24 protein-coding genes and 1 pseudogene are annotated in these 26,437 nt (G+C 69.5%); 15 read left to right on the forward strand and 10 right to left on the reverse strand.

Features of this window, described 5'->3' with window-relative positions; all coding sequences use genetic code 11:
* Window positions 1–87: 87 nt before the first annotated feature.
* Both B5D37_RS03455 and B5D37_RS03460 read left to right on the forward strand, forming a co-directional pair.
* On the forward strand, window positions 88–984 hold the full coding sequence (locus B5D37_RS03455) for a MerR family transcriptional regulator (RefSeq protein WP_078757267.1): 897 nt from the start codon (window positions 88–90) through the stop codon (window positions 982–984).
* A gap of 40 nt (window positions 985–1,024) precedes the next feature.
* Window positions 1,025–1,777 (forward strand): SGNH/GDSL hydrolase family protein, encoded by a 753-nt coding sequence (locus tag B5D37_RS03460; RefSeq protein ID WP_078757268.1) that lies wholly within the window; start codon window positions 1,025–1,027, stop codon window positions 1,775–1,777.
* A gap of 79 nt (window positions 1,778–1,856) precedes the next feature.
* On the opposite strand, the gene B5D37_RS03465 is transcribed toward B5D37_RS03460, so the two are convergent.
* The gene (locus B5D37_RS03465; RefSeq protein ID WP_078757269.1) at window positions 1,857–2,417 is read right to left on the reverse strand and encodes an outer membrane beta-barrel protein; all 561 of its coding nucleotides are present in this window, start codon (window positions 2,415–2,417) and stop codon (window positions 1,857–1,859) included.
* A gap of 160 nt (window positions 2,418–2,577) precedes the next feature.
* On the opposite strand from B5D37_RS03465, the gene B5D37_RS03470 reads away from it, so the two are divergent.
* Together B5D37_RS03470 and B5D37_RS03475 are read left to right on the forward strand one after the other, a co-directional pair.
* Window positions 2,578–3,072 (forward strand): TspO/MBR family protein, encoded by a 495-nt coding sequence (locus tag B5D37_RS03470; RefSeq protein WP_078757270.1) that lies wholly within the window; start codon window positions 2,578–2,580, stop codon window positions 3,070–3,072.
* A 69-nt stretch (window positions 3,073–3,141) separates the two neighbouring features.
* A complete protein-coding gene (locus B5D37_RS03475) occupies window positions 3,142–4,260 on the forward strand; it encodes an alpha/beta fold hydrolase (protein WP_078757271.1) in 1,119 nt (372 codons plus the stop codon).
* 9 nt (window positions 4,261–4,269) lie between these two features.
* Here B5D37_RS03475 and B5D37_RS03480 read toward each other — a convergent pair whose 3' ends face one another.
* On the reverse strand, window positions 4,270–5,334 hold the full coding sequence (locus B5D37_RS03480) for an NADH:flavin oxidoreductase/NADH oxidase (protein WP_078757272.1): 1,065 nt from the start codon (window positions 5,332–5,334) through the stop codon (window positions 4,270–4,272).
* Window positions 5,335–5,399: 65 nt separating this feature from the next.
* On the opposite strand from B5D37_RS03480, the gene B5D37_RS03485 reads away from it, so the two are divergent.
* Entirely contained in the window at window positions 5,400–5,885 is a 486-nt protein-coding gene (locus tag B5D37_RS03485) for a lysozyme inhibitor LprI family protein (protein ID WP_159447329.1), read from the forward strand.
* Window positions 5,886–5,976: 91 nt separating this feature from the next.
* A complete protein-coding gene (locus B5D37_RS03490) occupies window positions 5,977–6,936 on the forward strand; it encodes an acetyl-CoA carboxylase carboxyltransferase subunit alpha (protein WP_078757274.1) in 960 nt (319 codons plus the stop codon).
* 39 nt (window positions 6,937–6,975) lie between these two features.
* Here the strand turns inward: B5D37_RS03490 and B5D37_RS03495 are convergent, their stop codons facing one another.
* Window positions 6,976–9,120 (reverse strand): methyl-accepting chemotaxis protein, encoded by a 2,145-nt coding sequence (locus B5D37_RS03495; protein WP_078757275.1) that lies wholly within the window; start codon window positions 9,118–9,120, stop codon window positions 6,976–6,978.
* 203 nt (window positions 9,121–9,323) lie between these two features.
* Here B5D37_RS03495 and B5D37_RS03500 point away from each other — a divergent pair, with 203 nt between their 5' ends.
* The 5 genes from B5D37_RS03500 (at window position 9,324) to B5D37_RS03520 (ending at window position 13,631) form a co-directional block, all read left to right on the forward strand.
* Entirely contained in the window at window positions 9,324–10,469 is a 1,146-nt protein-coding gene (locus B5D37_RS03500; protein ID WP_143814104.1) for a hypothetical protein, read from the forward strand.
* Window positions 10,470–10,482: 13 nt separating this feature from the next.
* Window positions 10,483–10,890 carry a type 2 periplasmic-binding domain-containing protein gene (locus B5D37_RS03505; RefSeq protein WP_078757277.1) on the forward strand — a complete coding sequence of 136 codons (408 nt, stop codon included), beginning with the start codon at window positions 10,483–10,485 and terminating at the stop codon, window positions 10,888–10,890.
* A gap of 117 nt (window positions 10,891–11,007) precedes the next feature.
* Complete coding sequence (gene tilS, locus B5D37_RS03510) at window positions 11,008–12,453, forward strand: tRNA lysidine(34) synthetase TilS (protein WP_078757278.1); 1,446 nt, start codon at window positions 11,008–11,010, stop codon at window positions 12,451–12,453.
* 31 nt (window positions 12,454–12,484) lie between these two features.
* Entirely contained in the window at window positions 12,485–12,757 is a 273-nt protein-coding gene (locus tag B5D37_RS03515; protein ID WP_078757279.1) for an exodeoxyribonuclease VII small subunit, read from the forward strand.
* Window positions 12,750–13,631 (forward strand): polyprenyl synthetase family protein, encoded by an 882-nt coding sequence (locus B5D37_RS03520; RefSeq protein ID WP_078757280.1) that lies wholly within the window; start codon window positions 12,750–12,752, stop codon window positions 13,629–13,631. Before B5D37_RS03515 ends, B5D37_RS03520 begins: the two co-directional genes overlap by 8 nt.
* A 155-nt stretch (window positions 13,632–13,786) precedes the next feature.
* Here B5D37_RS03520 and B5D37_RS15250 read toward each other — a convergent pair whose 3' ends face one another.
* Window positions 13,787–14,134, reverse strand: a complete 348-nt coding sequence (locus B5D37_RS15250) for a DUF4870 domain-containing protein (protein WP_078757473.1) — start codon at window positions 14,132–14,134, stop codon at window positions 13,787–13,789.
* A gap of 270 nt (window positions 14,135–14,404) precedes the next feature.
* Entirely contained in the window at window positions 14,405–15,715 is a 1,311-nt protein-coding gene (gene pmbA, locus B5D37_RS03530; protein WP_078757474.1) for a metalloprotease PmbA, read from the reverse strand.
* Between the two features lie 127 nt (window positions 15,716–15,842).
* Here pmbA and yjgA point away from each other — a divergent pair, with 127 nt between their 5' ends.
* Entirely contained in the window at window positions 15,843–16,406 is a 564-nt protein-coding gene (gene yjgA / locus B5D37_RS03535) for a ribosome biogenesis factor YjgA (RefSeq protein WP_078757281.1), read from the forward strand.
* 20 nt (window positions 16,407–16,426) lie between these two features.
* Here the strand turns inward: yjgA and tldD are convergent, their stop codons facing one another.
* From tldD to B5D37_RS03555, 4 genes and pseudogenes are all read right to left on the reverse strand, one after another.
* Window positions 16,427–17,869 carry a metalloprotease TldD gene (tldD, locus tag B5D37_RS03540; RefSeq protein WP_078757282.1) on the reverse strand — a complete coding sequence of 481 codons (1,443 nt, stop codon included), beginning with the start codon at window positions 17,867–17,869 and terminating at the stop codon, window positions 16,427–16,429.
* A 79-nt stretch (window positions 17,870–17,948) separates the two neighbouring features.
* A complete protein-coding gene (locus B5D37_RS03545; RefSeq protein ID WP_078757283.1) occupies window positions 17,949–21,791 on the reverse strand; it encodes a YhdP family protein in 3,843 nt (1,280 codons plus the stop codon).
* A gap of 24 nt (window positions 21,792–21,815) precedes the next feature.
* Window positions 21,816–23,336 carry a ribonuclease G gene (gene rng, locus B5D37_RS03550; protein WP_078757284.1) on the reverse strand — a complete coding sequence of 507 codons (1,521 nt, stop codon included), beginning with the start codon at window positions 23,334–23,336 and terminating at the stop codon, window positions 21,816–21,818.
* Window positions 23,333–23,901, reverse strand: a pseudogene (locus B5D37_RS03555) (Maf family protein). Before B5D37_RS03555 ends, rng begins: the two are co-directional and overlap by 4 nt.
* Window positions 23,902–24,063: 162 nt before the next feature.
* On the opposite strand from B5D37_RS03555, the gene B5D37_RS03560 reads away from it, so the two are divergent.
* The 3 genes from B5D37_RS03560 to B5D37_RS03570 all read left to right on the forward strand — a co-directional run bounded on the left by B5D37_RS03560 (window position 24,064) and on the right by B5D37_RS03570 (window position 25,905).
* Window positions 24,064–24,822 carry an SIMPL domain-containing protein gene (locus tag B5D37_RS03560; protein ID WP_078757285.1) on the forward strand — a complete coding sequence of 253 codons (759 nt, stop codon included), beginning with the start codon at window positions 24,064–24,066 and terminating at the stop codon, window positions 24,820–24,822.
* Between the two features lie 3 nt (window positions 24,823–24,825).
* Window positions 24,826–25,014, forward strand: a complete 189-nt coding sequence (locus B5D37_RS03565) for a hypothetical protein (RefSeq protein WP_078757286.1) — start codon at window positions 24,826–24,828, stop codon at window positions 25,012–25,014.
* 207 nt (window positions 25,015–25,221) lie between these two features.
* The gene (locus tag B5D37_RS03570; protein WP_143814105.1) at window positions 25,222–25,905 is read left to right on the forward strand and encodes an energy transducer TonB; all 684 of its coding nucleotides are present in this window, start codon (window positions 25,222–25,224) and stop codon (window positions 25,903–25,905) included.
* A 60-nt stretch (window positions 25,906–25,965) separates the two neighbouring features.
* Here B5D37_RS03570 and rlmH read toward each other — a convergent pair whose 3' ends face one another.
* On the reverse strand, window positions 25,966–26,436 hold the full coding sequence (gene rlmH, locus B5D37_RS03575; protein WP_078757288.1) for a 23S rRNA (pseudouridine(1915)-N(3))-methyltransferase RlmH: 471 nt from the start codon (window positions 26,434–26,436) through the stop codon (window positions 25,966–25,968).
* Between the last annotated feature and the right edge of the window lies 1 nt (window position 26,437).

Consider the following 26,437-nt stretch of genomic DNA (forward strand, 5'->3'; position numbering starts at 1 on the left):
GGTTGGGGGTACGGCGCCTAGTGTCAGGTGCCAGCTGTTAGGTACCCGTACAATTTGTAGTTGTACGTTTGTTGTACATTTGCGCCCATGTTCCCCGTCAAGGCCGCCGCCGAGCTCAGCGGGCTCACCCCCGAAACTTTGCGTGCGTGGGAGCGGCGGCACGCGGCCGTGGTCCCCCACCGGGACGGCAAGGGGCGGCGCCTGTATGACGGCGACATGGTCGAGCGCCTGACCCGGCTGCACCGGCTCACCGACCGCGGACACCCCATCCGGGACGTCGCCGGCCTCGATGACGACGCGCTTGGACAGTTGCTGGAGGAGAGTCGCCATACCGGCTACGGTGGGCTCGATGCCCTGCCCGGCCAGATGCTGGATGCCATCGCCGACTACCGCGTCGACGTGTTCGACCGTGACCTCTCCGTTGCCATAGCGACGCTGCCGGTACCGGTGCTGGTCGGCAAGGTGGTGACGCCACTACTGCGGGAGGTCGGTGTGCGCTGGGCGGACGGGCGCCTGGCGATCGCCCAGGAACGGCTGGTCAGCAGCCTGTTGCGGGCCCGCCTGTTGTCGATTCTCAACCAGCATCCGCGCGAGCGCCGGCCGCGCGTGCTGTTCGCCACCCTGCCCGGCGAGCCGCATGAACTCGGCCTGCTCGGCGCTGCGCTGCACGCGTACGAGGCCGGCATGCCAGTGCTTTACCTTGGCACGGAACTGCCGGCCGTCGAGCTTGCGCGCGTCTCGGCGCGACTCGGGGCGGCGGCGGTTGCGATCAGCTCGGTCGATCCGGGGCAGGCGCAGGAAGCGTTGGCGGAACTGCGCGCACTCGACAAGGCGCTGGCGGACGGCGTGCCGGTATGGCTGGGCGGTGCAAACGCGCGTTACCTGGCCGAGGAGTTGGGGATTCCGCGGGTGCAGGCAGTGGTCGACCCGTCCGCCCTGACCCGACTGGCACGGGGGCGGCCCGCACCCAAACGGCGTGACTGAGCGCGGATACACTCGGCCGACCTTCCAGGGCGTGACCCGCATGACCCATCGCCGCGCCGCTCGGCTGTATGTCCTTGCCCTGCTCTGTTTCCTGGCGCTGTCCTTCGGTACGGCATTGGCCAGCCCGCCCGTCCGGGTGCTGTTCGTCGGCAACAGCCACACAGCGACGAATGGTTTGCCGCAGGTGGTCGAGACGTTGGCCGCACGGCAGGGCGTCCGGCTTGAGGTCGAAATCATCGCCGAGCCCGGGTATTCGCTTGGCGACCATCTCGCCGGTCGGGAGCTTCGCGCAGCACTCCAGGAAGACTGGGGCTGGATCGTGCTGCAGCAGGGGCCTTCCTCGCTGCTGGAGAGCCGGGAGGACCTCATCGCCAGCACGCGGTCGGTTGCGGCACTCCTGCAAGGGCCGACGCGCATCGCACTGCTGTCGGTGTGGCCCCACCGCGGGCATCGCGAGACCTCGCTCGCCGCGGAGGAGAGCTATCGCCAGGCGGCCAGGGCAATCGGCGGCTGCGTGCTGCCCGCCGCCACGGCATGGCGCCACGCACTGGCCGCCGATGCACCGCCCCGCCTCTACCAGCGCGACCAGTTGCACGCCTCGGAGGTGGGGACGGTGTTGGCGGCGCTGACAATGCTGCCCGGGCTGATCGGCGAGGACGCTGCCGGCCTGGCTTCGCCCGACGACGCACCGCCTGCCGGAATGGACGAAGAGCTGCACACCCTGCACCAGGCCGCAGCACGAGCCCATCGCGAGGAGCCGGAGCGTTGCAGCGGGATGGCGGAGCCCACGTAGCGGGCGAAGGAACAAGGACCGGCGCCCCAAAAAAAACGGCCGCCCGGAGGCGGCCGTCGGGTACAGCAGGACGAGCTGCTTAGAAGCGGAACTCACCGCCCAGGGCGATGGTGTCCACGTCCACGTCCACGCCGTCGTAGTCGGCCTGGCGGCGGTCGAAGTTCAACGACATGCCGAAGCGCGGGTTGAAGTCGTAGCCGACGCTGACGCCGTAGTACGGCTTGGTGGAGTGCTCGTCGTCGATGACGTCGAAGTCGTCCTCGCGCAGCTGCGCGGTCACGCGGGCGACGCCGACGCGGCCACCGATGAAGAAGCCGGTGTGCGCGGCCGGGCCGAAGTTCTTCTTGCCAGCGATGCCGGCGCCGAAGGAGACCAGGTCGAAGTCGACGTCGTCGCCCAGGTACTCGGAGTACATCGTGCCGATGTGGCCTTCGACGGCGAAGTTCTGGTTGAACCAGTAGCCACCACCGAACACGGCGGAGGTGTCGTTGTCGCTGTCGGAGACGCCGGCGAAGCTGACTTCAACGTCGCTCTGGCCGATCTCGCCGCGGATGAAGCCACCGGTGCCATCTTGGGCCATAGCGGCCGGGGCAATCATGGCCAGGGCCAGCGCGGAGGACAGGATCAGGGTCTTCTTCATGGGGGTACGAATCCTTTGCTTGATAGCGCCCACACTTGGGCGGCGGGCAGGATGCCACGTTTTCACACGCTGTCAATTTTTCGTTAATCCGACAGTCATTGACGCCCCCTCGCATGGCTGTGGCTTACGGTCCGGGCTTTCCTGGAAGAAGGAACACGCAATGGCACGCATCACGGGTGGGAAGGCATTCGCAGGGCTGTTGGGTTGGGTGCTGGTCTGCTTCATCGCGGCCGGCATTGGCGGCGTGGCTTCGATGCAGGCCGGCGAGTTCTACCAGGCGCTGGCGCAGCCGGACTGGGCGCCGCCGTCTTCGGTGTTCGGACCGGTCTGGACGACGCTGTACGCGCTGATGGCGGTATCGGCCTGGCTGGTCTGGCGCGAACGCGGATTCCGCGCCGCACCGACGGCGCTCACCCTGTTCCTGGTGCAACTGGCGGTCAATGCGCTGTGGAGCTGGCTGTTCTTCGCCTGGCACATGGGCGGGCCGGCGTTGGCCGACATCGTGCTGCTGTGGTTGTTGATCGTCGCGACGATGGTCGCCTTCTGGCGGGTCAGCCGGCTCGCCACCTGGCTGCTGGTGCCCTACCTGCTGTGGGTGAGCTTCGCCGGCTTCCTGAACTACACGGTGTGGCAGCTCAACCCCGGCGTGCTCTGAGCTTTCGGCACGGGTGGGCGCAGGCGCGCGCGGCTACGGTAGCGGCAAGGACAGCCAACGGAGATGCCGATGAAGGCACTTGCATCGATCGCGACCGTCTTGTTTGCGCTTCTCGCCGCGCCGGCCCAGGCGGCCCCTGCACTGCCGGGATGCGGGGAACTGTGCGGCAAGATGCGACAGGTGGTGCAGGACCTGACCCGGATAGAGACGCCCGGCGGCGTGCAGGATACCTACAAGGCGCGCATCGGCGGCATCGACCAGTGGATCAACATCCGCGGCCACGACCGTACCAACCCGGTGATCCTGTTCGTGCATGGCGGGCCGGCGTCCCCGGCGATGCCGACAGCCTGGCAGTTCCAGCGCCCGATCGAGGAGTACTTCACCGTCGTCCACTACGACCAGCGCGCGGCCGGCAAGACTTTCCGCGCCAATGATCCGGAGGCGGTCGAGGACAGCATCCGGATCGATCGCTACGTGGAGGATGCCATCGAGGTCGCCGAGCACGTGCGCGAGCGGCTGGGCAAGGACAAGCTGGTGCTGGTCGGCCACAGCTGGGGCACGATCGTGGCGACGAAGGCCGCGCTGGAGCGCCCGGACCTGTTTCACGCCTATGTCGGCATCGGGCAGGTCATCAACACCCGCCTCAACGAGAAGTTGAGCTTCGAGTTCGGCCTGGCGCAGGCCCGGGCGGAAGGCAACGAGGCGGCGATCGCCGAGATGGAATCGATCGCGCCCTACCCCGGCGACGAGCCGATCACCCGCGAGCGCATCATCATCGCGCGCAAGTGGCCGCAGCATTACGGCGGCATGACCGCGTACCGCGCCGAGTCGCCGTACTACCACCGTGGGCCGTGGCTGTCGCCCGAATACGACGCCGACGACGTCGCCGCCATCAACGACGGCAACGTGTTCACCCTGTGGCGGATCCTGCCGGAGTTCCTGGAGGTCGATTTCACCGGCGTGGATCGCTTCCCGATCCCGGTGGTGATGTTCATGGGCCGGCACGACTACACCACCCCCTCGGCGCCCACGGCGGAGTGGATCGAGGCGGTCGAGGCGCCCTACAAGCGCGCGGTGTGGTTCGAGCGGTCCTCGCACATGGTGCCGTGGGAGGAGCCGGGCAAGACGCTGGTCAGCCTGCTGGAACACGTGCGGCCGCTGGCCATCGAGCCAGCCGGCGGCCGCTAGCACCATCCGCTACCAGGCGCGGCCGTACTGGTCCGGCGGCTGCAGCTTGCCGCCCAGCTCGGCCGCCGCGCGCCGCGGGAAGTACGGATCGCGCAGCAGTTCGCGGGCGAGCAACACGACGTCGGCCTCGCCCTCGGCAATGATGCGTTCCACCTGGGCCGGCTCGGTCAGCAGGCCGACTGCACCGGTGGCGATGCCGGTCTCGCGGCGGATCCGGGCGGCGAACGGCGCCTGGTAGCCGGGGCCGACGGGGATGCGCGCCTTGGGCACGGTGCCGCCACTGGATACGTCGACCAGGTCCACACCGCGCTCCTTGACCAGCCGGGCGAGCTCCACGCTCTGCTCGATGTCCCAGCCCTCCCCCTCCACCCAGTCGGTGGCGGAGATGCGTAGCCATAGCGGCAGCCGCTCGGGCAGCGCCGCGCGCACGGCGTCGATGACCTCCAGCGTGAGGCGGATGCGGTTCTCGAAGCTGCCGCCGTAGCGGTCATCGCGCTGGTTGGCCAGCGGCGAGAGGAACTGGTGCAGCAGGTAGCCGTGGGCGGCGTGGATCTCGATCAGGCGGAAGCCGGCATCGAGCGCGCGCCGGGTGGCGGCGGCGAAGTCGGCCACCACTTTCTTGATACCCGCCTCGTCGAGCGCATCCGGCACGGGGGAGCCTGCATCGAAGGCCAGTGCCGACGGCGCCACCGGCGTCCATCCACCCTGCGCCGGATCCACCGCACCGCCACCCCTCCACGGCGCGTCGGTACTCGCCTTGCGGCCGGCGTGCGCAAGTTGCACGCCTGCGATCGCGCCGTTCTTCTCGATGAAGGCGTTGATCTGCGACCACGCCTGCGCCTGCGTGTCGTTCCACAGCCCGGTGTCGGCGGGCGAGATGCGGCCCTCCGGCGAGACCGCCGAGGCCTCGGCGATCACTGCCGCGGCACCGCCGACCGCCCGGCTGCCCAGGTGCACCATGTGCCACTCGTTCGGCACTCCGTCGTGGGCGGAGTACTGGCACATCGGCGAGACGATGATGCGGTTGCGAAAGACGAGGTCGCGCTGGGTCAGCGGGTCGAACAAACGGGACATGCTGGTGCCTCATCGATGGCGGCCGTACAGGGTAGTCTGGGGCGGTCATGGCAGCTGGAACACCGATGAAACTGATCGTTGCAGGTACTGCGTGCATCCTGCTTGCGAGCTTCTCCGCCGCGGCGCAGAACGACAAGTCGGACTGGCCGGAAGGCAGTGCGATGCACACCGGGTTCGTGTTCGCAGAACAGCTCGACGAGGCACAGGCTGCGCTGGAGCAGCGGCACAAACGGCTCGTCGAACTGGCCACCGAGTACAGCTCCGACTACATGGGCACCCGGATTCCATCTGCGATCGAGGCCGAGCACGCGGCGTGGCTGGCGTATCGAGAGGCCGGTTGCGAACTCTTCGGAGCGGCGACCGGCGCTGGCGGCACCTGGCCCAGCACCCACGCACTGGGTTGCGAGGTCGACTTGACCACCCGGCGCCTGGAGACGGTGACGAATGCCGTCCAGTGCATCGAGGCGCAGCCCGAGGGCGAGCGCGACCTCGGCCTATACAGCTGCCTTGAGCCATTGCAGCCGCCGGTGCCGGGCATCGGCGAGGCCTGAAGGCCGCCTCCGGACCCCTCGGTATGGCGGGGGGTGGTCGGCTAGACTGTCCGTTCCGCCGCATTACCGCTGGCATGAGCCCAGGCCACTGATGAACCCGAACTACCTGGATTTCGAGCAGCCCATCGCCGACCTGGAAGCGAAGATCCAGGAACTGCGCCACGCCAGCCACGGCTCGGCGGTGGATGCGGACGCCGAGGTGTACGCGCTGCAGGACAAGCTGCGCAAGCGCACCGCCCAGATCTTCCGCGACCTCTCGCCTTGGCAGGTCTCGCAGCTGGCCAGGCACCCCGCCCGCCCGCACACCAACGATTACATCCGGGTGATGTGCGAGGAGTTCCAGGAGCTCGCCGGCGACCGCGCCTACAGCGACGATGCCGCGATCGTCGGCGGCCTGGGCCGGATCGATGGCCGCAGCGTGGTGATCATCGGCCACGAGAAGGGTCGCGACACCAAGAGCAAGGTGCGCCGCAACTTCGGCATGCCGCGGCCGGAGGGCTATCGCAAGGCGCTGCGCCTGATGAAGCTCGCCGAACGCTTCCAGCTGCCCATCCTGACCTTTATCGACACCCCCGGCGCCTACCCCGGCATCGGCGCCGAGGAACGCGGGCAATCCGAGGCGATCGCCCGTAACCTCCTGGAGATGGCCGAGTTGAAGGTGCCGATCATCTGCACCGTGATTGGCGAAGGCGGTTCCGGCGGTGCGCTGGCCATCGGTGTCGGCGACAGCACGGTGATGCTCCAGTACAGCACCTACTCGGTGATCTCGCCCGAAGGCTGCGCCTCGATCCTGTGGAAGGATCCGGCCAAGGCCAAGGACGCGGCCGAGCAGCTGGGCCTGACCGCCCACCGCCTGCAGGGCCTGGGGCTGGTCGACAAGGTGGTGCGCGAGCCCACCGGCGGCGCGCACCGCAATCCGAAGCAGATCGCGACCCGCCTCAAGGCGACGCTGATGAACGAGCTTGACGCGCTGGAGCAACTGCCGGTGGCCGAGCTGCTCGAGCGCCGCTACCAGCGCCTGCGCAGCTACGGGGCCTACGAAGCCGCCTGAGGGCGGCCCCGATCTTCCGTCGAGATTCGCAGTTCCCGGTCAGGCCGCGCGAGCGGCCTTTCGCGTTCCACTGGTCGACAGCACGAACCGGCCGACCGCCGCGCGGAGGCGGTCCGCCTGGTCGGTCAGCGAGGTGCTCGATGCCGCCACCTCCTCCACCAGCGAGCTGTTCTGCAGGTTGGCGTCCTCGAGCTGGCCGATCGATTCGCTGACGTCCTGCAGCCCGCGCGACTGCGCCTCGATGGAATCCGAGGCCTGGGCGGCCAGGGCGGCGATCTGCTCCGACGAGCCTGCCATCTGCTCCAGCGACTTGCCGGAACGGGCCACCAGGTCGTTGCCTTCGGCGACGCGATCACCCGCCACCGCGATCAACCCGCGGATGTCCTTGGCCGACTGCGTGGTGCGCTGTGCAAGCATGCGCACTTCGGAGGCGACCACGGCGAAACCCCGGCCCTGCTCGCCCGCCCGCGCGGCCTCGACGGCGGCGTTGAGCGAGAGCAGGTTGGTCTGGAACGCGATCGAGTCGATCAGCCCGATGATGTCGGCGATGCGCGTGGTGGCTTCGGTAATCGCGGCCATGGCGCTGACCGCCCCGCGCACCACCTCGGCACCTTCCTGCGCCCGCTCGTTGGCCGACCGCGTGATCTCGCGGGTCTGGCGGCTGTTCTCGGCCGCGGCGCTGATCGAGCTGACCAGTTGCACCACGTTGGCTGCCGAGCGCTCCAGGGAGCTGGCCTGCTGTTCGGTCCGGGCCGACAGATCGGCATTGCCGCGGGCGATCTCGTTCGCACCCGCGCCGACCTCGTCGGCCGCTGCCGCCACGCCCTGCAGCGCGGACTGCAGATGGTCCAGCGAGCGGTTCAGGGTGCCGGTCACGTCCGCCAGTGCGCCATCGAACTCGCCCGTAGCACGTCGGGTGAGGTCGCCTTCCGCCAGTGCCGCGGTCGTGGCTCCGATCTCGTGGAAGGCCGAATCCAGCGACTCCAGCGCGCGGTTGACCGAGCCCTTCAGGTCGTCGAGCTCACCCGGCAGGTCCAGGTCGATGCGCTGGCTGAAGTCGCCTGCGGCCGCGCCGGCCATGGTCGAACGCAGGGCGGCAAGTGCCGACTGCAGGCCGCCCATCGCGGCATCGACCTTGGCGCGGGACTCGCCCTGCACGCTGGCATCCATCCGGGCGGCGAAGTCGCCACGGGCGATCGCGTCCATCACCTCGTCAAGTGCGGCCATCGTGCCCGCCACCGAATCGGCACCCTGGTTGACACCCTGCTTCAGAGTGGCGAGGTCACCGGGAAGATCGGCCTCGACCCGACGGGAGAAGTCGCCACGCGCGACCGCGCCCAGCACTTCGTTGGTCTCTCCGATGGCGGAATTCAGGTTGCCGAGCAGGCCCTGGAAATCGCGGCACATCATGGCGATGGCATCGCTGCCCTCGACCTCGATACGCGAGGAGAAGCGGCCGGCGGAGACGTCGGCGATGACCTTGCGCAGCCGGTCGATCGGGCCGCGGATGGCCTGGTCGACCGCGATCGAGGCCAGGATCACAACGATCGCCAGCAGCACCACGAGGCCGATGCCCAGCATGGCCGCGCGATTGGCCGAAGCGGAGGCGTCTCCCAGTGCCGCGGTAAAGGCACCCTGGCGCTCGGTGGCCAGCGCGGCCAGCCCGGTGCTGAAGGTGTCGTAGGCCTGTTGCATGGCCTGCGCCTGTGCCTGCAGGTCGGCGATGTCGATATCGCCGTTGATCTGTCCCATCACCGTGCCGCGCGCAAGTGCGACATAGTCCGCCCACTGCAGCGAAAGCGTTTCGAGCTGGGCCGCCAGCGCGGGGTTGGCCTTGCCCATGGCCGCCAGTTCCGCGGCCACCTGTTCGCTCTGTGCGACCGCGTCCTCAACCAGGAACTCGTCACTGGTGCCCAGCGCCTGGGTGAACAGCGAGCGCACCTCGACCTGGTCGGTGCGCGCCTCCGCCAGCGAATTCAGCACCGGCAGGGTGTTCTGGGCGAAACCGTCCAGCGTGGTCGCATTGGAGCGCGCCAGCATCACGCTGAACAGCGCGTACAGCAGGAACCCGGCCAGCGCCGCCGCAGGCACCAGCATGACCTTGGCGCGAATGGACATGTGTCGCAGCGGACGTACGAGACCGCCGAGCATGAGGTTCGGGTGGAATCGGGGGGAAATAGCCATGGCTCTCGTGGTGCGTGTGCGCCTCCGGTACGGCGGCGCTTCCAGTGCCCCCTCTATCGGCGGGATGCCCCGGAACTTGAATGGTCGCAGCGGATGCGGCGCTAAAGATCCGCGGCGAAGTGCCGACAACCGGAGCGTCGCTCCACCGCATCGCCCGCACCGGGCCTGCCGGCGACGCTGTTCCCCCTATCCTGGAGACCTTCGTGAAGAATTCCCTCTCCGTCGCGATTGCCGCGACGTTGATCCTTGCCGCCGCCTCCGCCCAGGCCGAAGTCCGCGTGAGCGGGTTCGGCCAGGTGGTCGCTGGCGCCACCACCGGCGAAGGCGAGCGCTTCCCGCAGAGCGCCTACACCGATGAAGTCAGCTTCAAGGAAGAGTCGCTGTTCGCCGTGCAGGTCGATTCCACCCTCAACGATCGCGTCTCGGTCACCGGCCAGGTGCTCGCACGCGGCCATGAGGACTTCGACGCCGAGCTCGCCTGGGCCTATGCCAACGTCACCCTCGGCAAGGGCTGGTCGATGAAGGCCGGCCGCCAGCGCACCCCCTTCTACCGCTACTCCGACTTCCTCGACGTGGGCTACGCTTATCCGTGGATCCGCACGCCGGTATCGATGTACAACCAGCCGTGGTCGAACAACGATGGCATCAGCTTCACCCACACCGGCTACTTCGGTGACTGGTACTCGCAGCTCCAGCTGGTTTATGGCCACTTCGAAGGCGACGCCCGCTTCGACGGCTACAACTACGACGCGAAGCTCGAGAACATCGTCGGTTTCGCCTGGGACGGCGAATACAACGAGTGGCTGTCGCTGCGCGCGGCTTATCTCCAGGGCGACCTGAGCGTCGCCGGCACCTCGATGGACGACCTCGCCGCCGCACTCCAGGCCTACGGGCAGCCGGGCCTGGCCGCCGAGCTCGACTACAACGAAGACAAGGGCAGCTTCGCGAACGTCGGCTTCAAGGTCGACCGGGCCAACTGGCTGGTGGTCGGCGAATACGCCATCACCCGGATGGACGACACCGCGATGGCCGGCAACGACCGCGCCGACTGGTACCTGTCGGCGGGCCGCCGATTCGGCAACGTGATGCCGCACCTGACCTGGGGTCGTCGCGACGCCGACGTCCGCACCGACCTGCTGGCGGCGCTACCGCCGGAGCATCCGCTGTACGGGCCGGTGGCAAGCGCCGCCGCCAGCGAACAGCTGGACGAGTCCTTCGTGGGCCTGGGCGTGCGGTGGGACTTCGCCACCAACGTCGCGTTCAAGGCCGACTGGACCCGCTACGACAGCAGGATCGCCGAACACGGGGACGCCGACATGGTCTCCACCGGCCTCGTCTTCACGTTCTGACCGGGAGCCCATCATGAAAAAGAACTTCCTGGCATTCCTGGCGCTCGCACTGCTGGCCGGCCACGCCCATGCCGGCTCGGTGATCGTCGCCGCCGACAGCAAGGCCGGCGCGATGGACGCCGAAGCGGTACGCCGCGTGTTCCTCGGCCGCGAGGCTTCGGTCGGCGGCGCCAAGGCGCAGGTCATCTACCAGAAGGGCGGCGCGGTGCGCGAGACCTTCGACAAGGCGGTACTGGGCAAGGCCGGCGCCGAACTGACCACCTACTGGTCGCGGCTGATCTTCACCGGCAAGGCCACCGCGCCGGACGAGGTGGCCAACGATGCGGCGGTGAAGGCGAAGGTCGCCGGTACGCCGGGTGCCATCGGCTACGTGTCCGATGCCGCCGTCGATGGATCGGTGAAGGTGCTGCACAAGTTCTGAGTGCTTCACCGGGATGACCGGACGGCCCGCGGTGCGAAAGCCCCGCGGGCCGTTCCGTTTCCGGCGCCAGGCATTCCCGCTCCATTCCAGGACCTGGCGCCGTGGCACCATTCGCGCATGCGCGCCCTCCTCTCGCCCAACGACCTGCCCAAGGCCCCGATCTGCGTGGCCTTCAGCGGCGGGCTGGATTCGAGCGTGCTGCTGCACCTGCTCGCCGCCCTGCCGATGGCCCGTGAGCGCGGCCTGCGCGCATGGCATGTCCACCACGGCCTGCAGCCCGCGGCCGACGGCTGGGCCAACCACTGCGCCGATACGTGTCGTGCGCTGGACGTCGAGTTGCGGGTATCCCGGGTGTCTGTGATTGCCGGCGGCGACGGCCCCGAGGCGGCTGCACGTCGCGCCCGTCGCACTGCATTCGCATCCGGGCTTGGCCATGGTGAAGTCCTGGCGCTGGCCCACCACCAGGACGACCAGGCGGAGACCTTCCTGCTGCGCGCGCTTCGTGCGTCGGGCATCGATGGACTGGCGGCGATGCAGCCTTGGCAAGCCTTCGCATCGGGGTTCATGTGGCGGCCGCTGCTGCAGGCGACACGGGAATCGCTGGAGGACTACGCAACGGCACACGCCCTGCGCTGGATCGAGGACCCCAGCAACTCCGATGTCTCGATGGACCGGAATTTCCTGCGTCGCCGCGTGATGCCCGTGCTTAGGGAGCGGTGGCCACATGCGACCGCGGCGCTGGCCGGCTCGGCCTCCCTGTGCGCACAGGCCGCTGGACTGCTCCAGCAAGAGGACGCGGCAGCCATGGCCGGCGTCTCGGGCGCCGAGCCAGGGGAGCTCTCCCGCGCGAAGCTCCTCCAGCTCAACGTCGACCGGCGCGCACGGGTGCTGCGGCACTGGATCGACTCGCTCGGCCTGCCACCGCTCCCCGCAACCGGAGTCGCCCGGATCGAATCCGATCTCCTGCGTGCGCGGGACGACGCCTCGGCGCGGTTCGAGTGGAACAACGCCGCGGTGGTGGCCTGGCGCGACCGGCTCCATGCCGGACCGGTGCGGCCACCGCTGCCTGATGGCTGGCAGGTGGAGTGGGACGGACGCGCGCCGCTGGACTTGCCCGGCGGCGGCACCCTGGCCCTCGTCACCCCACCCGCCCCCGTAGGAGCGGCTTCAGCCGCGATCGGAGAATCATTCGCCCGCGCCGGGTCCACGATCGCGGCTGAAGCCGCTCCTACGCGCCGAAGGAAGTCCCCTTGGGGGACAGCGGCCTCCGGGCACGGTGGCAGGATGCCCGGCTTCGCCGAGCCGCTGGTGGTCCACGCGCGGCGTGGCGGGGAGCGCATCGCGCTGCCAGGCCGGGCCCATTCCCACGCGCTCAAGCACGTCCTGCAGGACACCGGCGTACCGCCATGGGTGCGCGCGCGTATGCCGCTGGTCTCCACCCGGGACGGCGAGCTGCTCGCGGCGGGTGATCGGCTGTTGTCGTCGTCTTTCAGCCGCCGGCTCGCAGCGCACGGCGCCCGCCTGGAGTGGGATGAAGGCAGTGGCCCGGCTCGCGTCGATTGACCCCGCAGGCACCCCACCCCACACTTGCCCGATGGCACGGAAAACCCAGAACGAAGCCTCGCCGGTCGCCGATTTCGAGACGTCCCTGGACGCGCTCGAGCAACTGGTCGAGAAGATGGAACACGGCGACATGACGCTGGAGGAGTCCCTGGCGGCGTACGAGCGCGGGGTCGGGTTGTACCGGCATTGCCAGACGGCGCTGGAACAGGCGGAGCTGCGCGTGCGCCTGCTCAGCGACCCGCAGGATCCCGCCAGCGGCGAGGACTTCGCCGCAGCCCCGGGGCCCTCCGAACGCAATGACTGACCCGCGCCTGGCGGCGTGGCGCGAGCGCACCGACGCGGCGCTGGCACAGGCGCTGCCTGACCCTTCGGTTTCGCCCGGGCGTTTGCACGCCGCCATGCGCCATGCGGTGCTGCTGGGTGGCAAGCGCATGCGCCCGCTGCTGGTCCACGCCACGGGTGCCCTGCTGGATGCCGATACGGCGCTGCTGGATGCACCGGCAGTGGCCGTCGAACTGGTGCATGCCTACTCGCTGGTCCATGACGACCTGCCGGCCATGGACGACGACGCACTGCGCCGCGGGCAGCCCACCGTGCACGTCGCGTTCGACGAGGCCACGGCGATCCTGGCCGGCGATGCCCTGCAGTCGCTGGCGTTCCAGGTGCTCGCGGGAGCACCTGGCGACGCCGCGCTGCGCGGACAGCTGCTGGCCACGCTGGCGGGCGCTGCCGGCGCGTCCGGCATGTGTGGCGGCCAGGCACTCGACCTGGAGGCGACCGGCAATGGCGGCAGCCTCACCGTCGCCGACCTCGAGCGGCTGCACGCCCTCAAGACCGGCGCCCTGATCCGGGCCGCGGTGCGGATGGGGGCCCTCGCCGGTGGCGGCGATGAAGACACCCTGGCGCGCCTCGACGCATTCGCCTCCGCGCTGGGCCTGGCCTTCCAGGTACGCGACGACATCCTCGACGTCGAAGGCGACAGCGACACCCTCGGCAAGACCGTCGGCAAGGATGCCGAGCAGGACAAGGCCACCTTCCCGGCACTGATCGGCATGCAGGCGTCGCGCGATCGGCTGGACGAGCTGCGCCGGGTGATGGACGAGGCACTGGCTCCGTTCGGAGAGCGCGCCAAGGCGCTGCGCTCGCTGGGCCGGCTGGCGGTCGAACGCGACCGCTGATCGTCCCGCATCCGACGCGCAAAAACCTGTAGGAGCGGCTTCAGCCGCGATCCGGAAACGGCACCTGTCGCCGGCTCCCGATCGCGGCTGAAGCCGCTCCTACAGGTTCCTGCAAAAACAGCGGGCGCCAGCCGGGTGGCCGGCGCCCGTATTCCTTACTTGATCAGCCGCATCGTCAGCGGGTAGCGGTAGGCCACGCCTTCGTTGGCCTTGATGCCACCGATGATGGCGAACACCAGCCAGGCGATGCCGATGATGATCCACGCCGGGATCGCGATGATCAGGCCGATGCCGAGGGTCAGCACCGACAGCAGCAGCAGCGCCAGGAAGACGATACCGACGGTGATGTTGAAGTTGAGCGCCTCTTTGCCCTGGTCATCGACGAAGGGCATCGTGTCCTTCTTGACCATCCAGATGATCAGCGGGCCGATGAATACACCGATGCTGCCGGCCCAACCCGCGGTGAGCAGTCCACCGACGATCGCCGACAGGTGCGCGAACATCGCCCACTGGCGCTGTTCCGGGGAGTGCCCCGGGGCAGCCGTCTCCGCGGCCGGCGGCGGCTGGTTGAACGGCGGCGGACCACCAGCGGGCGGATCATTCGGCGGCGGCGGGCTCGGCGGCGCCTGGCCGGACGCAGGCTGGCTGGAAGGCGGATCGTTGGGCGGCGTGCCCGGCTCGTTCTCGTTGGGGTTCACTTGCAGCTCCTGGTGACGGTCACGTGAATCGACACTATGCCACGCACACACCGACCGCCACAGCCAACGCGATGGTCAGCCTTCGCCGGCCACCGTCATGCGGCCCACGAGGATCGAACCGGTGCGCACGTGGGAACGGGTGTCGACATCGCTGCCCACCGCCTCGATCGCAGCAAACATCTTCCTGAGGTTGCCGGCGATGGTGATGCCGTCCACCGGATACTGGATCCGGCCGTCCTCGATCCAGAAGCCGGCGGCGCCGCGCGAGTAATCGCCGGTGATGTTGTTGACGCCCTGCCCCATCAGCTCGGTGACCAGCAGGCCGCGACCCATGCCGGCGATCATCGAATCGAGGTCGCCCGCATTGGAAGCGACCTGCAGGTTGTGCACCCCGCCGGCGTTGGCAGTGGTCTGCAGGCCGAGGCGGCGAGCCGAATAGCTGCCCAGGATGTAACGCTGCAGCACGCCGGCGCGCACCAGGGGCGACTCACGGGTCGCCACGCCCTCGGCATCGAACGAAGCGGAGCGGAAGCCGCGCGGCAGGAACGGCAGCTCCTCGATCCCGAACCACTCGGGGAAGAGCTGCGTGCCGGCGCTGTCGACCAGGAAGCTGGCGCGGCGGTAGAGCGCACCGCCCGATACCGCGCCGAGCAGGTGCCCGACCAGGGACCGCGCCACCTCGGCCGAATACAGCACCGGGTATTCACCGGTCGGCACCTGCCGTGGCGCCAGGCGCGACACGGCGCGTTCGGCGGCCTTGCGGCCGATGGTCGCGGCCGATTCCAGCTCGTCCGCCGACAGCGCGATGCTGTACCAGCCGTCGCGCTGCATGCCTTCGCCGCGCCCGGCAATCAGCGCGCAGCCCAGGCTGTGCTGGGTGCTGCGCTCGCGCCCGACAAAACCATGCGAGTTGGCATACACCGACAGGCTGCTGCCGCTGCCGACGGAGGCGCCGTCGGAGTTCTCCAGCCTCGGATCGTGGTCGCGTCCGGCCTGTTCGCATGCCAGCGCCAGCTCGATCGCGTGGTCGGCGTCCAGGTCCCAGGGATGCCAGCTGTCGAACTCGCGGATGTCGGTGGCCATCAGCCCGGCATCGGCCAGGCCGGCCGCCGGGTCGTGTTCGGTGTGGCGTGCGATCGCGCAGGCCTGCTGGATCGTCGCCTGCAGGCTGTCCTCGCGCAGGTCGGCGGTCGAAGCACTGCCCTTGCGGCCGCCGAAGTACACGGTGACTGCAATGCCGCGGTCGCGGGTGGATTCCACCGTCTCGACCTCGCCCATGCGCACGTTGACGTTGAGGCCGGTGTCTTCGGAGCAGGAGACCTCCGCCTGGTCGGTACCCTCGGCCAGGGCGTGGTCGAGCAGGCGGCGCGACAGCCCGGCCAGCATGTCCAGGCGGGCTTCGCTGTCGGCGGCGGGGGGCACGGATGAAGGGGCGATGTCGTTCAATGTCTTATCCTTGCACGATGGTGTTTCCGCCAGATCTGCGGAAACCGGGTTTTCTGGAAGGGGCAAGATGCGCGGCGTAGACGAAGAAACCGGCGAATACCGCGGCGCCAGCCGCAGCCAGCAGCGGCGCGAGGCGCTGGAGATCCTGTCGCTGGGCGAGCGCCTGGTCGCACTGACCGACGCCCAGCTGGCGCGCCTGCCGGTGCCGGAGGAACTGCTGCCGCACATCCGCGACACCCGCCGCATCACTTCCCACATCGCCCACAAGCGGCAACTGGCGTTCCTGGCCAAGCAGATGCGCCGGCAGGACGACGAGACGCTGGATGCGATCCGCGATGCCATGGACGAGAAGGGCGAGGCCGCGCGCCGCGAGGTGGCAGCCATGCACCGGGTCGAAGCATGGCGCGAGCGCCTGCTGGACGAAGGCGACCAAGCGCTGGGCGAGCTGGTCGAGCAGCATCCGGAAGCCGACCGCCAGGCGTTGCGCCAGCTGGTGCGCAACACCCTGGAGGAGCGCAAGCGCAACAAGCCGCCGCGGGCCTACCGCGAACTGTTCCGGCACCTGCGCGAGACGATGCTGCCGACGGCCACCGATGCCGACCCCGAAGACGGCGACGAAGAGACCGCGTGATTCCGCGGGCGGCGCCAGGCTCACGCCTGCGTGCCGCCCACCGTCAGCCCGTCGATCAGCAGTGACGGCTGGCCCACGCCGACCGGTACGCTCTGGCCGTCCTTGCCGCACACGCCGACACCCTCGTCCAGCGCGAGGTCGTGCCCGATCATGCGCACCTTCTGCATGGTCTCCGGGCCGTTGCCGATCAGCGTCGCGCCCTTCACCGGCGCGGTGATCCTGCCGTCCTCGATCAGGTAGGCCTCGGTGGCCGAGAAGACGTACTTGCCGCTGGTGATATCGACCTGCCCGCCGCCGAAGTTGACCGCGTACAGGCCCTTCTTCACCGAGCGGATCATCTCTTCCGGATCATGTTCGCCGGCCTGCATGTAGGTATTGGTCATGCGCGGCATCACCAAGTGCGCGAACGACTCGCGGCGCGCATTGCCGGTCGGCTTCATGCCCATCAGCCGCGCGTTCAGTGAGTCCTGCATGTAACCCACCAGCACGCCGTCCTCGATCAGCGTCGTGCATTCGGTCGGCATGCCTTCGTCGTCGATGTTGAGCGATCCGCGGCGGCCCGGCAGGGTGCCGTCGTCGACGATGGTGACGCCCGGCGAGGCCACGCGCTGGCCCATGCGGCCGGCATAGGTGCTGGTGCCCTTGCGGTTGAAGTCGCCCTCCAGGCCGTGCCCGACCGCTTCGTGCAGCAGCACGCCCGGCCAGCCGCTGCCCAGCACCACCGGCATCACCCCGGCCGGCGCATCCACCGCCTCCAGGTTGACGAGCGCCTGCCGCAGGGCTTCGCGTGCCCAGGCCTCCGGTTTGCCGTCGGCCAGCAGCTCGGCGTAGTCATAGCGCCCGCCACCACCGGTGTAGCCGGACTCGCGGCGCCCGCCCTGCTCGACGATCACCTGCACGTTGAAACGCACCAGCGGCCGCACGTCCGCGGCCAGCACGCCGGTGCTGCTGGCGACCAGGATGGTGTCGACGCCACCGGACAGGCTCACCATCACCTGCTTCACGCGGGGGTCGGCGGCGCGCACCAGCTTGTCGATGCGGCGCAGGGCTTCGACCTTCTCCTCGTTGGGCAGCGAATCGATCGGGTCGCGTGGTGCATAGAGTTCGCGCCCGGTGCCCTGCATCAGCGAATGGGTGGTGATGGTGGAGCCGTCGCGGGCGATGGCGCGGGCCGATCGCGAGGCCTCCATCAACGCCGCCGCGTTGATCTCGTCGGAGTACGCGAAGCCGGTCTTCTCGCCGCTGATCGCACGCACGCCCACGCCCTGCTCGATCGAATGGGCGCCGTCCTTGACGATACCGTCCTCGACCGTCCAGCTCTCGCGGCGGGTGTGCTGGAAATACAGGTCGCCGAAATCGACGCCCGGCCCCAGCAGTGTCCCGAAGGTGCGTTCGAGGCCACCGGCATCGAGCCCGGCGGGCAGCAGCAGGCGGGTCTCGGCGAGTTGGAGCGGTAGGGTCATGGGGCGGCCATCTGGAAGTGGAAAAACGAGGCCCCGATGACCGGGGCCTTATGACGATATGCGGGCGGTGCCGGCCGCTTCAACCTGCGGGCGGGGGCGTCGGGGTGGCTGCCCGGCCCTGGTCGCGGCCGACCACCTCGACCTCGGGTGCTCCCCAAGGGCCGGTGACGCGGTAGGTCTTGGCCGCCATCTGGCCCAGCGGCTTCTGCAGCACGGCGTTGGCGGCCGCGCCCAGTGCCGCGCCGACGGGGCCACCGGCGATCGCTCCGACCGCGGTCAGCAGGTTGCCGGTACGGGGCAGCACTTCGATGGTCTGGTCGAAGGTGGCATTGCGCAGGTCCGCCGCGCCACGGATGTTGATCTCGGCCGCGGGTCCCTCGATGGTGAGGTTTTCACTGCGTGCCCGGCCATCCTCGAACCGGATGTTGCCGTCCAGTCGGTTGAACGCGAAGCCCTTCTGGAAGAAGTCGCCGAAATCCAGCGACAGCCGCCGCGGAAGCTCGGCAAGGCTGAGCAGGCCGAGCACGCGACCGGCACCGGGCTCGACCTCGATCAACGTGCCGTCGCGCACGTCGATCTCCAGCTCACCATCGAGGCGGGCGGGCTGGAACGCCGCGGGGCTGCCGGGCCAGCCTGCGCTGAGATGCAACCGGCCTTCGCCGTCCGCCAACCGGTTGCCCAGCCCGAGCTCCGACATCAGCTTCCCGAAGTCGTCGCTGGTCACGTCGGCCACCATTTTCGTACGGGCCGCCGTGCCGATCCCGGTCCAGCTGCCGGTGGCGTCGATGGCCTCGCCATCACCGCGGGTCGCCAGTTGCACGAGTTGCAGCCCGGCGGGCGTCTGCCGGGTGCGGATGGTGCCACGGCCCAGCGCGGCATCCGCCACCTTGAGATCGTCGACGTCGATCGACAACGAGGGGATGCGCGCGGGATCCATGCCATCGTCCGGGGCCGGTGCCGTTGCGCTGGTCGCCGTTGGCCCGGCCGGGGCGGTGCCTTCGCGCGTGGATCGCCAGTGCAGCCGGGCGAAGCGACCCGAAATGGCCACGCCCTCCGCTTTCGGCACCCGGAGCCGCCCGTCGAGGGAAGCGCCGGTGGCCGTCACGACCATCCCACCGCTGGCATCGGGCGACACGCGCACCCGGGTATCCGGGAACGTGCTGCCGAGCAGCCTCAGGCCGCCGGCGGTGATATCGACACGCCGCAGCGGAAAATCTCCACCGCCATCGCCGCCCTGCACCAGGCCCAGCCATTCCAGTGCATCGAGACGTGCGGCGCGCCCGGTAGCGATGAGCCCGGAGGAAGGCGGTGCCTCCGCCACCCGGTTACTGCCGGCCTCGATGCGGACGCCGGTACGGCCATTGCCACTGCGCGCACGCAGGGCCATCAGATGGCCCAGCCCCACGCGCAGCTCTCCGCTTTCCAGCGGCAGCGGCGCATCGACGGTGGTTTCCAACGCCGTGGCCGCGGCCTTGTCCAACGGCGCCGGTAGCCGCAGGGTGGTGCCGGTGAGGTCTGAGCGCATACGGAGCCGGGCACCCCCCTCCGCCGCCGAGCCGCCTTTTGGAACCGTGACCGCCACGTTCCAGTCCGACCGCCCGGCCACATGCGCCGACAACCAGTCCAGCTGGGGTGCGCGGTCGGCCAGCGCTTCAACACCGAGGCTGGCATCGAGCTCGGCCTCGAATACATTGGCCGCCGCGTTGACGTGCCCCTCGCCGGCGCGCATCGACAGCCGCCCGGGCCGGCCCTGGTGGCGCACCCTCAACCCTTCGGCGGAGAAGCCGGTGCTTGAGTAGTCGACCTGGCCGGTGACCCCCTGGAACGACAGGTCCCATCGCGGGTCCGACAGACGCGCGTTCTGCAGTTGTACGGTGCCAGCGATCGAAAGCGGGACGCGGCCGCGCAGGGGCATGTCGAGTCCGAAGCTGGCCCGGGCCGGGCCGCTGCCTTCGATGCTGTCGAAAGTCTCCGGTTGCAGCGCATGCAACGGGCTTGCCCGGAGCAGGTCGAACAGCGGCCCCACACCGGTATCTCCAGACGCGCGCACCTTCAGCGTGCCGCCGCGATAGCTGTCCAGCCCGGCTTCCACCCGGTCCACGGCGATACCGGCCACGCTTGCGGTACCGGTGATGTCGAAGCCGTTGCCGATGAAGCGGGTATCGGCCTCCACCTGCTCCGCCGGTGCCCACTCGGGGTGGTAGCGCACCGTCGCGCCGCTGATGTGGGCGCTGGCCTCGAAGCGGCCGTCATCACCTTCGAACGGCCACTCGTCCAGGTCCCCCGACAACAGCGCGCGGCCATCCTCCAGCCGCCCGGCCACCAGCGCGGTATCGAGCCAGTCGATCAGCGCATCCGACATCAGGTGGCGCAGCCAGAACTGCCGGGCCACCGGCAGGTCGGTGTCGTCCACCGTGGCGGCGAGCTCCATCCAGGGGCGGGACCCGTCTCCCTGCCAGCGCAGATGGCCCCGCGCATCGATGCCGACATCGCCGCTGGTAACGCGCAGCGCACGGGACCCGACGCTCCAGCCGTCGTCCCCACGCCAGCCGGAAATCGTGCCCTCGAGCCGGGCGACGTGGTCCTGCCCGAAAGCGACCGGCCAGTGCACGCGTACCGCGCTGTCGCCATCCAGTTCGGCGCTGAAGCCGGTCGCGTCTCCAGCCACGGAGGCAGCGATACCGTCGAGTCCCGGACGCCCGGCGACCGGGTCGAATCCCAGGCCGGTGACACGTGCGCTGGCCGACAGGGGACCATCGCGCTCGCCCGTGACACGGATGTCATGCAACGAGGCACGCGGATCGGCCTGGCCGATCCAGCGCCGTAGCGCGGGGTGCAGCCGATCACTCAGCGCGGCGACCCGCACCAGGGGCCCCGCGTCCACCCGCTCGGCAAGCACCGCCATCGTCTCGCCGGTCGCAAGCAGGAGGTCGCCGACCTCGTGTTGGCCGGCTTCGTCGGTGATCTGGACCGACGGAGCGTCAAGGCGCCATCCACCCGGCATGCGCTGCCACTGGGCGCGGCCGGCGACCTTGGCGAGGACGACCTGCTTCGCGTTCCCTGCCCCTTCCGTGGATGCACCGACCAGTGTCACCGCGTCCAGCGCCGCGTCGACGGCGACCTGGTCCACCCGGTTGCCACGCAGGCGGGCCCAGCCCTCGGCGCGACCCTTCCCGGCATCCACCGCCACGCCCATGAGCCGGAGCAGGGAGGACCACTGGGCCAGGTCGACCTGCGGCGCCCCGGCGTGCACCCGCCCGTCGCCGCTGGTGCGGTCGAGCTCGAGCGAGGCATCCAGCGGAGAGGCGCCGGCGTGCGGGTGCGGCGTCGGCCACGCACGAAGGCCTGCGCGGACGGTGTCTTCCTCCACCCGCAGCCGCAGGTCGATGCGGGGAATCGTGGCGTCGATGTCCATTGCAGGCGCGACCACCGACAACCGGCCGTCGATGACCTGCAGCTCGCCCAGCCCCTCCAGCGCCGCGAGCGGGTCGCCGCCGCTCTGTTCCTGTCCGGGCAGCCCGCGCACCTGCCATCGCCCGTCCGGCAGGCGCTCCAGGGTCAGGTCGAGTCCCCTCAGTCGCAGTTCGGACAGCGGAATTCCCGGGAACAGGCCTGCATAGATGGACACCAGCATCTCGGTGTCGCCCACGGTGAAGGCGCCCTCCCCCTCTCCGACGCGCAGGTTCTCCAGCTGCAGCAGCGGTCCGCGTCGGGTCCACTCGGTCTGGACGGCGTCGAAGGCGATCGGGCGGCCGGAGCGTTCGCTCAGCCAAGCCGCCACCCGCTCCGGATTGCGCTCGGCGAGCGGCAACAGCTGGTTCGCCAGGGCCAGCACCATGGCCACCAGCACCAGGCCGATCGCCACGACGTAGCCCAGCCCGCGGCGGGCCATGCGCAAGCGGCGGCGCAGCGGCGTCGGCATCCGGTCTAGCGGCCGGTCAGGGCATCAGAGCAGCACGACATCGAACTGCTCCTGGGCGTACTGGTCGTCGGGCTGGAAGCGGATCGACTTGCCGAGGAACTCCTCCAGCTCGGCGACCGCGACGGACTCTTCATCGGTGATGCGGGCGACCACCTTCGGCGACGCCATCACCAGCAACCGCACGGCATCGAACTGGCGCACCTGGCGCACGATCTCCCGGAAGATCTCGTAGGTGACCGTCTCCGGCGTCTTCAGCATTCCGCGGCCGCCGCACTCGTGGCAGGGCTCGCTGAGCTGCCGCTCCAGGCTTTCGGTGGTCCGCTTGCGGGTCATCTCCACCAGTCCCAGTGGCGAGAACTCGTACACGGTGGTCCGGGCGTGGTCACGGGCGAGTGATTTCTCCAGCTGTCGCAGCACCTGGCGGCGATGCTCGGGATCGGTCATGTCGATGAAGTCGATGATGATGATCCCGCCCAGGTTGCGCAGGCGGAGCTGGCGGGCCACCGCATGGGTGGCTTCCAGGTTGGTGCGGTAGACCGTCTCTTCCAGGTTGCGCTGGCCGAGGAAGGAGCCGGTGTTGATGTCGATGGTGGTCATCGCCTCGGTCTGGTCGATCACCAGGTAACCGCCGGACTTGAGCGGCACCTGCTTGTCGAGCGCCCGCTGGATCTCGTCCTCGATGCCGTACATGTCGAAGATCGGCCGGGCGCCAGCGTAGTGCTCGATCTTGCCGTCCAGGGCGGCGCGATCGTCCGAGGCTGCCGCCTGAACCGCCGGCATGTACTGGGCGGCGAACTGGCGCAGCCGCTCGAAGGTTTCGCGCGAGTCGACCCGCACCTTCTCCACGTCGCGGCGGATCAGGTCGCGAACCGCGCGCAAGGGCAGGCTGAGGTCCTCGTAGACGCACTCGCCGACCCGGGCCTTGGCCGTCTTCTCGTTGATCAGCGCCCAGGCGCGGCTCAGGTAGGCGACGTCTTCAGCCAGCGCCTCCTCGGGCTGACCTTCGGCGTTGGTCCGGACGATGTAGCCGTGGCCTCCGCCGCTGTCGGCGAGCGAGGCGAGGATGCCCTTCAGGCGAGCGCGCTCGACCTCGTCCTCGATCCTCGCCGACACCCCCACCACGCGCGTGCGCGGCAGCAGCACGAGGTAGCGGGAGGGAATGCTCAGCTGGGTGGTCAGGCGCGCGCCCTTGCTGCCGATCGGGTCCTTGACCACCTGCACCACGATTTCCTGGCCATCGCGCAGCAGCTCGGCGATCGGCCGCGTGGGCGTGGCCGGCAGCGAGGTGTCCTCGCCGTCGCCGTTGCCGACCGGGGCCGGCTTGACGATGTCGGCCGCATGCAGGAACGCGGCGCGCTCCAGCCCGATATCGACGAACGCGGCCTGCATGCCGGGCATCACCCGCTGCACCTTGCCCTTGTAGATGTTGCCGACCACGCCGCGGGACCAGCCACGCTCGATGTGCAGTTCCTGCAGCATGCCGTTCTCGACCACCGCCACCCGGGTCTCCCGCGGGGTGACGTTGACCAGGATCTCCTCGCTCACGCGATCACCCCCGCCTGGCGCAGCAGCTTGTCGGTCTCGTACAGGGGCAGGCCCATGACGCCGGAGTAGCTGCCCTCCAGGCGGCTGACGAAGACTTCCGCCGCGCCCTGGATGCCGTAGGCGCCCGCTTTGCCGAAGGCTTCGCCGGTGGCGACGTAGCGCTCGATCACGGCATCCGTCAGTTCGCCGAAGGTGACGGAGGTGAACGAGCAGTCCCGCCACTCGCCGGAGGCCCCCACCAGGGAAACCGCCGAGATGACCTGGTGGGTCCGTCCCGACAGCAATTGCAGCATCCCACCGCGTCGGCGGCATCGGCCGGCTTGCCGAAGACCTCGTCGTCCAGGACCACTTCCGTATCGGAGCCGAGCACCAGCGCCCCGCCGCCCGCCTCCAGCCGCTGCAGCCCCGCCATGGCCTTCTCGCGCGCCACCCGGACAACGTAGTCCGCCGGGGTTTCACCGGGCTGGCGGACTTCGGGGATGTCGAGGTCGATCGGGTTGAACTCGACACCGAGCCGGCCCAGCAGCTCCCGGCGGCGGGGGGATTTGGAAGCGAGATACAGCATCGGGATCCAGATGGAAGCGGGCGCGGCGTGGGCCACGCGTGTTGGGGCAAGCATAACCCGCGCTGACCGGCGACCCCGGCGTTCCCCGTCCCACAACCCCGCTTCGGCTCACGGTTCGTTCACCCCTCCCGCCAGACCCTTCACTTCCAAACGGAGTACCGAATGATCCTGTCCCGCTCGCTCTCTCCCGCCTCGCTGCGCCCGCTCGTGCTGGCCATCGCCCTGTCCACCGGAGCCATCGCCATGCCCGTTTCCGCCCAGCAGACCGTCCCCGTCCAGCCCAACGTGCAGGGCACCCTGCTGTCGGTATCGGCCGTTGGTGAAGCCAGGCGCGTGCCCGACATCGCCACCCTATCCACCGGCGTCGTCACCCGCGCGCCGGACGCACGTGCGGCCATGCAGGCTAATGCGACGGAGATGGACAAGGTGGTCGCGGCGATCCGCGCCGCCGGCATCGCCGAGCGCGACATCCAGACCAGCGGGGTCAACCTCAACCCCGACTATCGCTACAACGACAACCAGCCGCCGACCATCACCGGCTACCAGGCCAGCAACACCGTGAACATCACCGTGCGCGACATCGGCAAGCTTGGCGAGCTGATGGATGCCCTGGTCGAAGTGGGTGCCAACCAGGTGCATGGCCCCGGCTTCGAGGTGGACGACAAGGAGGCGGCCCGGGACGAGGCCCGCCGCGCCGCCCTGGAGACCGCCCAGGCCCGCGCCGACATGTACGCCCGCACCCTGGGGCTGCAGGTACGGCGGATCGTCAGCATCAGCGAGGGCGGCGGCATGGGCCTGCCGCAGCCGGTGCCGATGATGGCGATGGCGCGCATGGAGAGTGCCCAGGCGGACACGCCGGTGGCGCCGGGCGAATCGACGCTTTCGGTCAATCTTGACGTGGTATTCGAACTCGGGAGGTAACACATGAGCACACCGGACAAGGATTCGCCGCCGGCAACCGACCCGCAGCCGGGACACAACCCGGGCTACGCGGAGACCGAACCCAGGGACAAGGAGGATGCACAGGACCCGCGCCCGCGGCGACCGCCCAATCCCGACGTCGGCGGACTGGACCGAGAGCCCGAGGAGAAGCCGGGCGCGGCCGACGACTGACGAGCCGCCGCTCCACTACCAGAGCCCGCCACCGGCGGGCTTTTTCATTGCCGCCCGTCGGCCCGCCCCACCATCCCCACAGCAGCGGCTTGCCATTCGACAGCGTATGGCGCAGCTTGAAGCCGAGGGCGCCGCGGGTGGGGCAACCCCACCGGCCGTGTCCGAGCGTTGCAACAGTCAACGATCGACGACAGGAGGTGGACCATGATGCAGGTGATTTCCCGCAGTCCCGCCAACCCCCGCCCGCTCGGGCTCGAGCCGACCCGGATCGCCGCTGCAGCCGGCGCCATCGCGGTCAATATCGTCGTACTGATGCTGATGATGGTGCCGATCCAGTTCGAGCCGCCGCCGGAACGGCTGATCACGCTTCCGGACGTGGAATGGCTGCCACGGGAGAGACCGGTGCCTGTGGTTCCGGTCCCGGTGCCGGTGGAGCCGCCGCGGGAGCAGGTCCGTGTGCCGGAGCCGACGCCCGCTGTCGTCCCACGCAGCGTGCCCGAGCCGGCCGTGGTACTGCCGGAGCCGGCCGGTTTGCCGGTCGCCCCTACCGTGGAACCTGCCGCAAGGGCACCCGCCCTGCCCACGGGTACGCCGTCGCTGTCGCCGGTTCTCGAGGGTGCGAGCCTGCAATATGAAGTGGCTCCGCCGCCGCCCTACCCCCGCCGGGCCCTGCAGGACGGGGCACAGGGCACCGTGCTGCTGCAGATCCGGGTCGATACCGACGGGCGCCCGCTTTCGGTGGAGATCTCACGCAGCAGTGGCAACCGTGATCTCGACCGGGCGGCGCTCCGGCACGTGGAGGCCACCTGGCGGTTCCGCCCGGCACTGGTCGATGGGCGGCCGGTACAGGCCGTCGGCCTGGTGCCGATCTCGTTCACCCTGGATCGCTAGGCAACAGCAGGACTGCCGCCGCGGCCGATACGGGCGCGGCGGCATCCGCCCCGAGTGGGGTCAGGCCCGGTGGTAAGGGTGGTTGGCGAGCATCGCCGCGGCGCGGTACAGCTGCTCGGCCATCACCAGCCGCACCAGCATGTGCGGGAGGGTCAGCGGCCCCAGCGACCACGACTCGTCCGCCCGCGCCAGCACATCCGGCGCGTGTCCTTCCGGGCCACCCACCAGGAAAGCGAGGTCCCGCCCCTGCCCCCGCCAGTGCTCCAGCCGTTGCGCGAGTTCCTCCGAACTCCACGCCCGGCCTCGGCCATCCAGCGTCACGACCAGCGGGTTCTTGGGTAGCGCCGCGAGTACCCGTGCGCCTTCGTCGGCGGTCGCCCGCAGGACGTCGCGGTTCTTGCCGCGCAGGCCTGGTTCGATCTCGATCAGCTCCAGCGGCAACCAGTGCGACAACCGCTTGCGGTAGTCCTCGAAGCCCTCGGCGACCCATCGCGGGGCACGCTCGCCTACGGCGATGAGCTTCGCCTTCACG

Origin of the sequence: Lysobacter spongiicola DSM 21749, from assembly GCF_900167055.1 — a bacterium.
Classification (GTDB): Bacteria; Pseudomonadota; Gammaproteobacteria; order Xanthomonadales; family Xanthomonadaceae; genus Novilysobacter; species Novilysobacter spongiicola.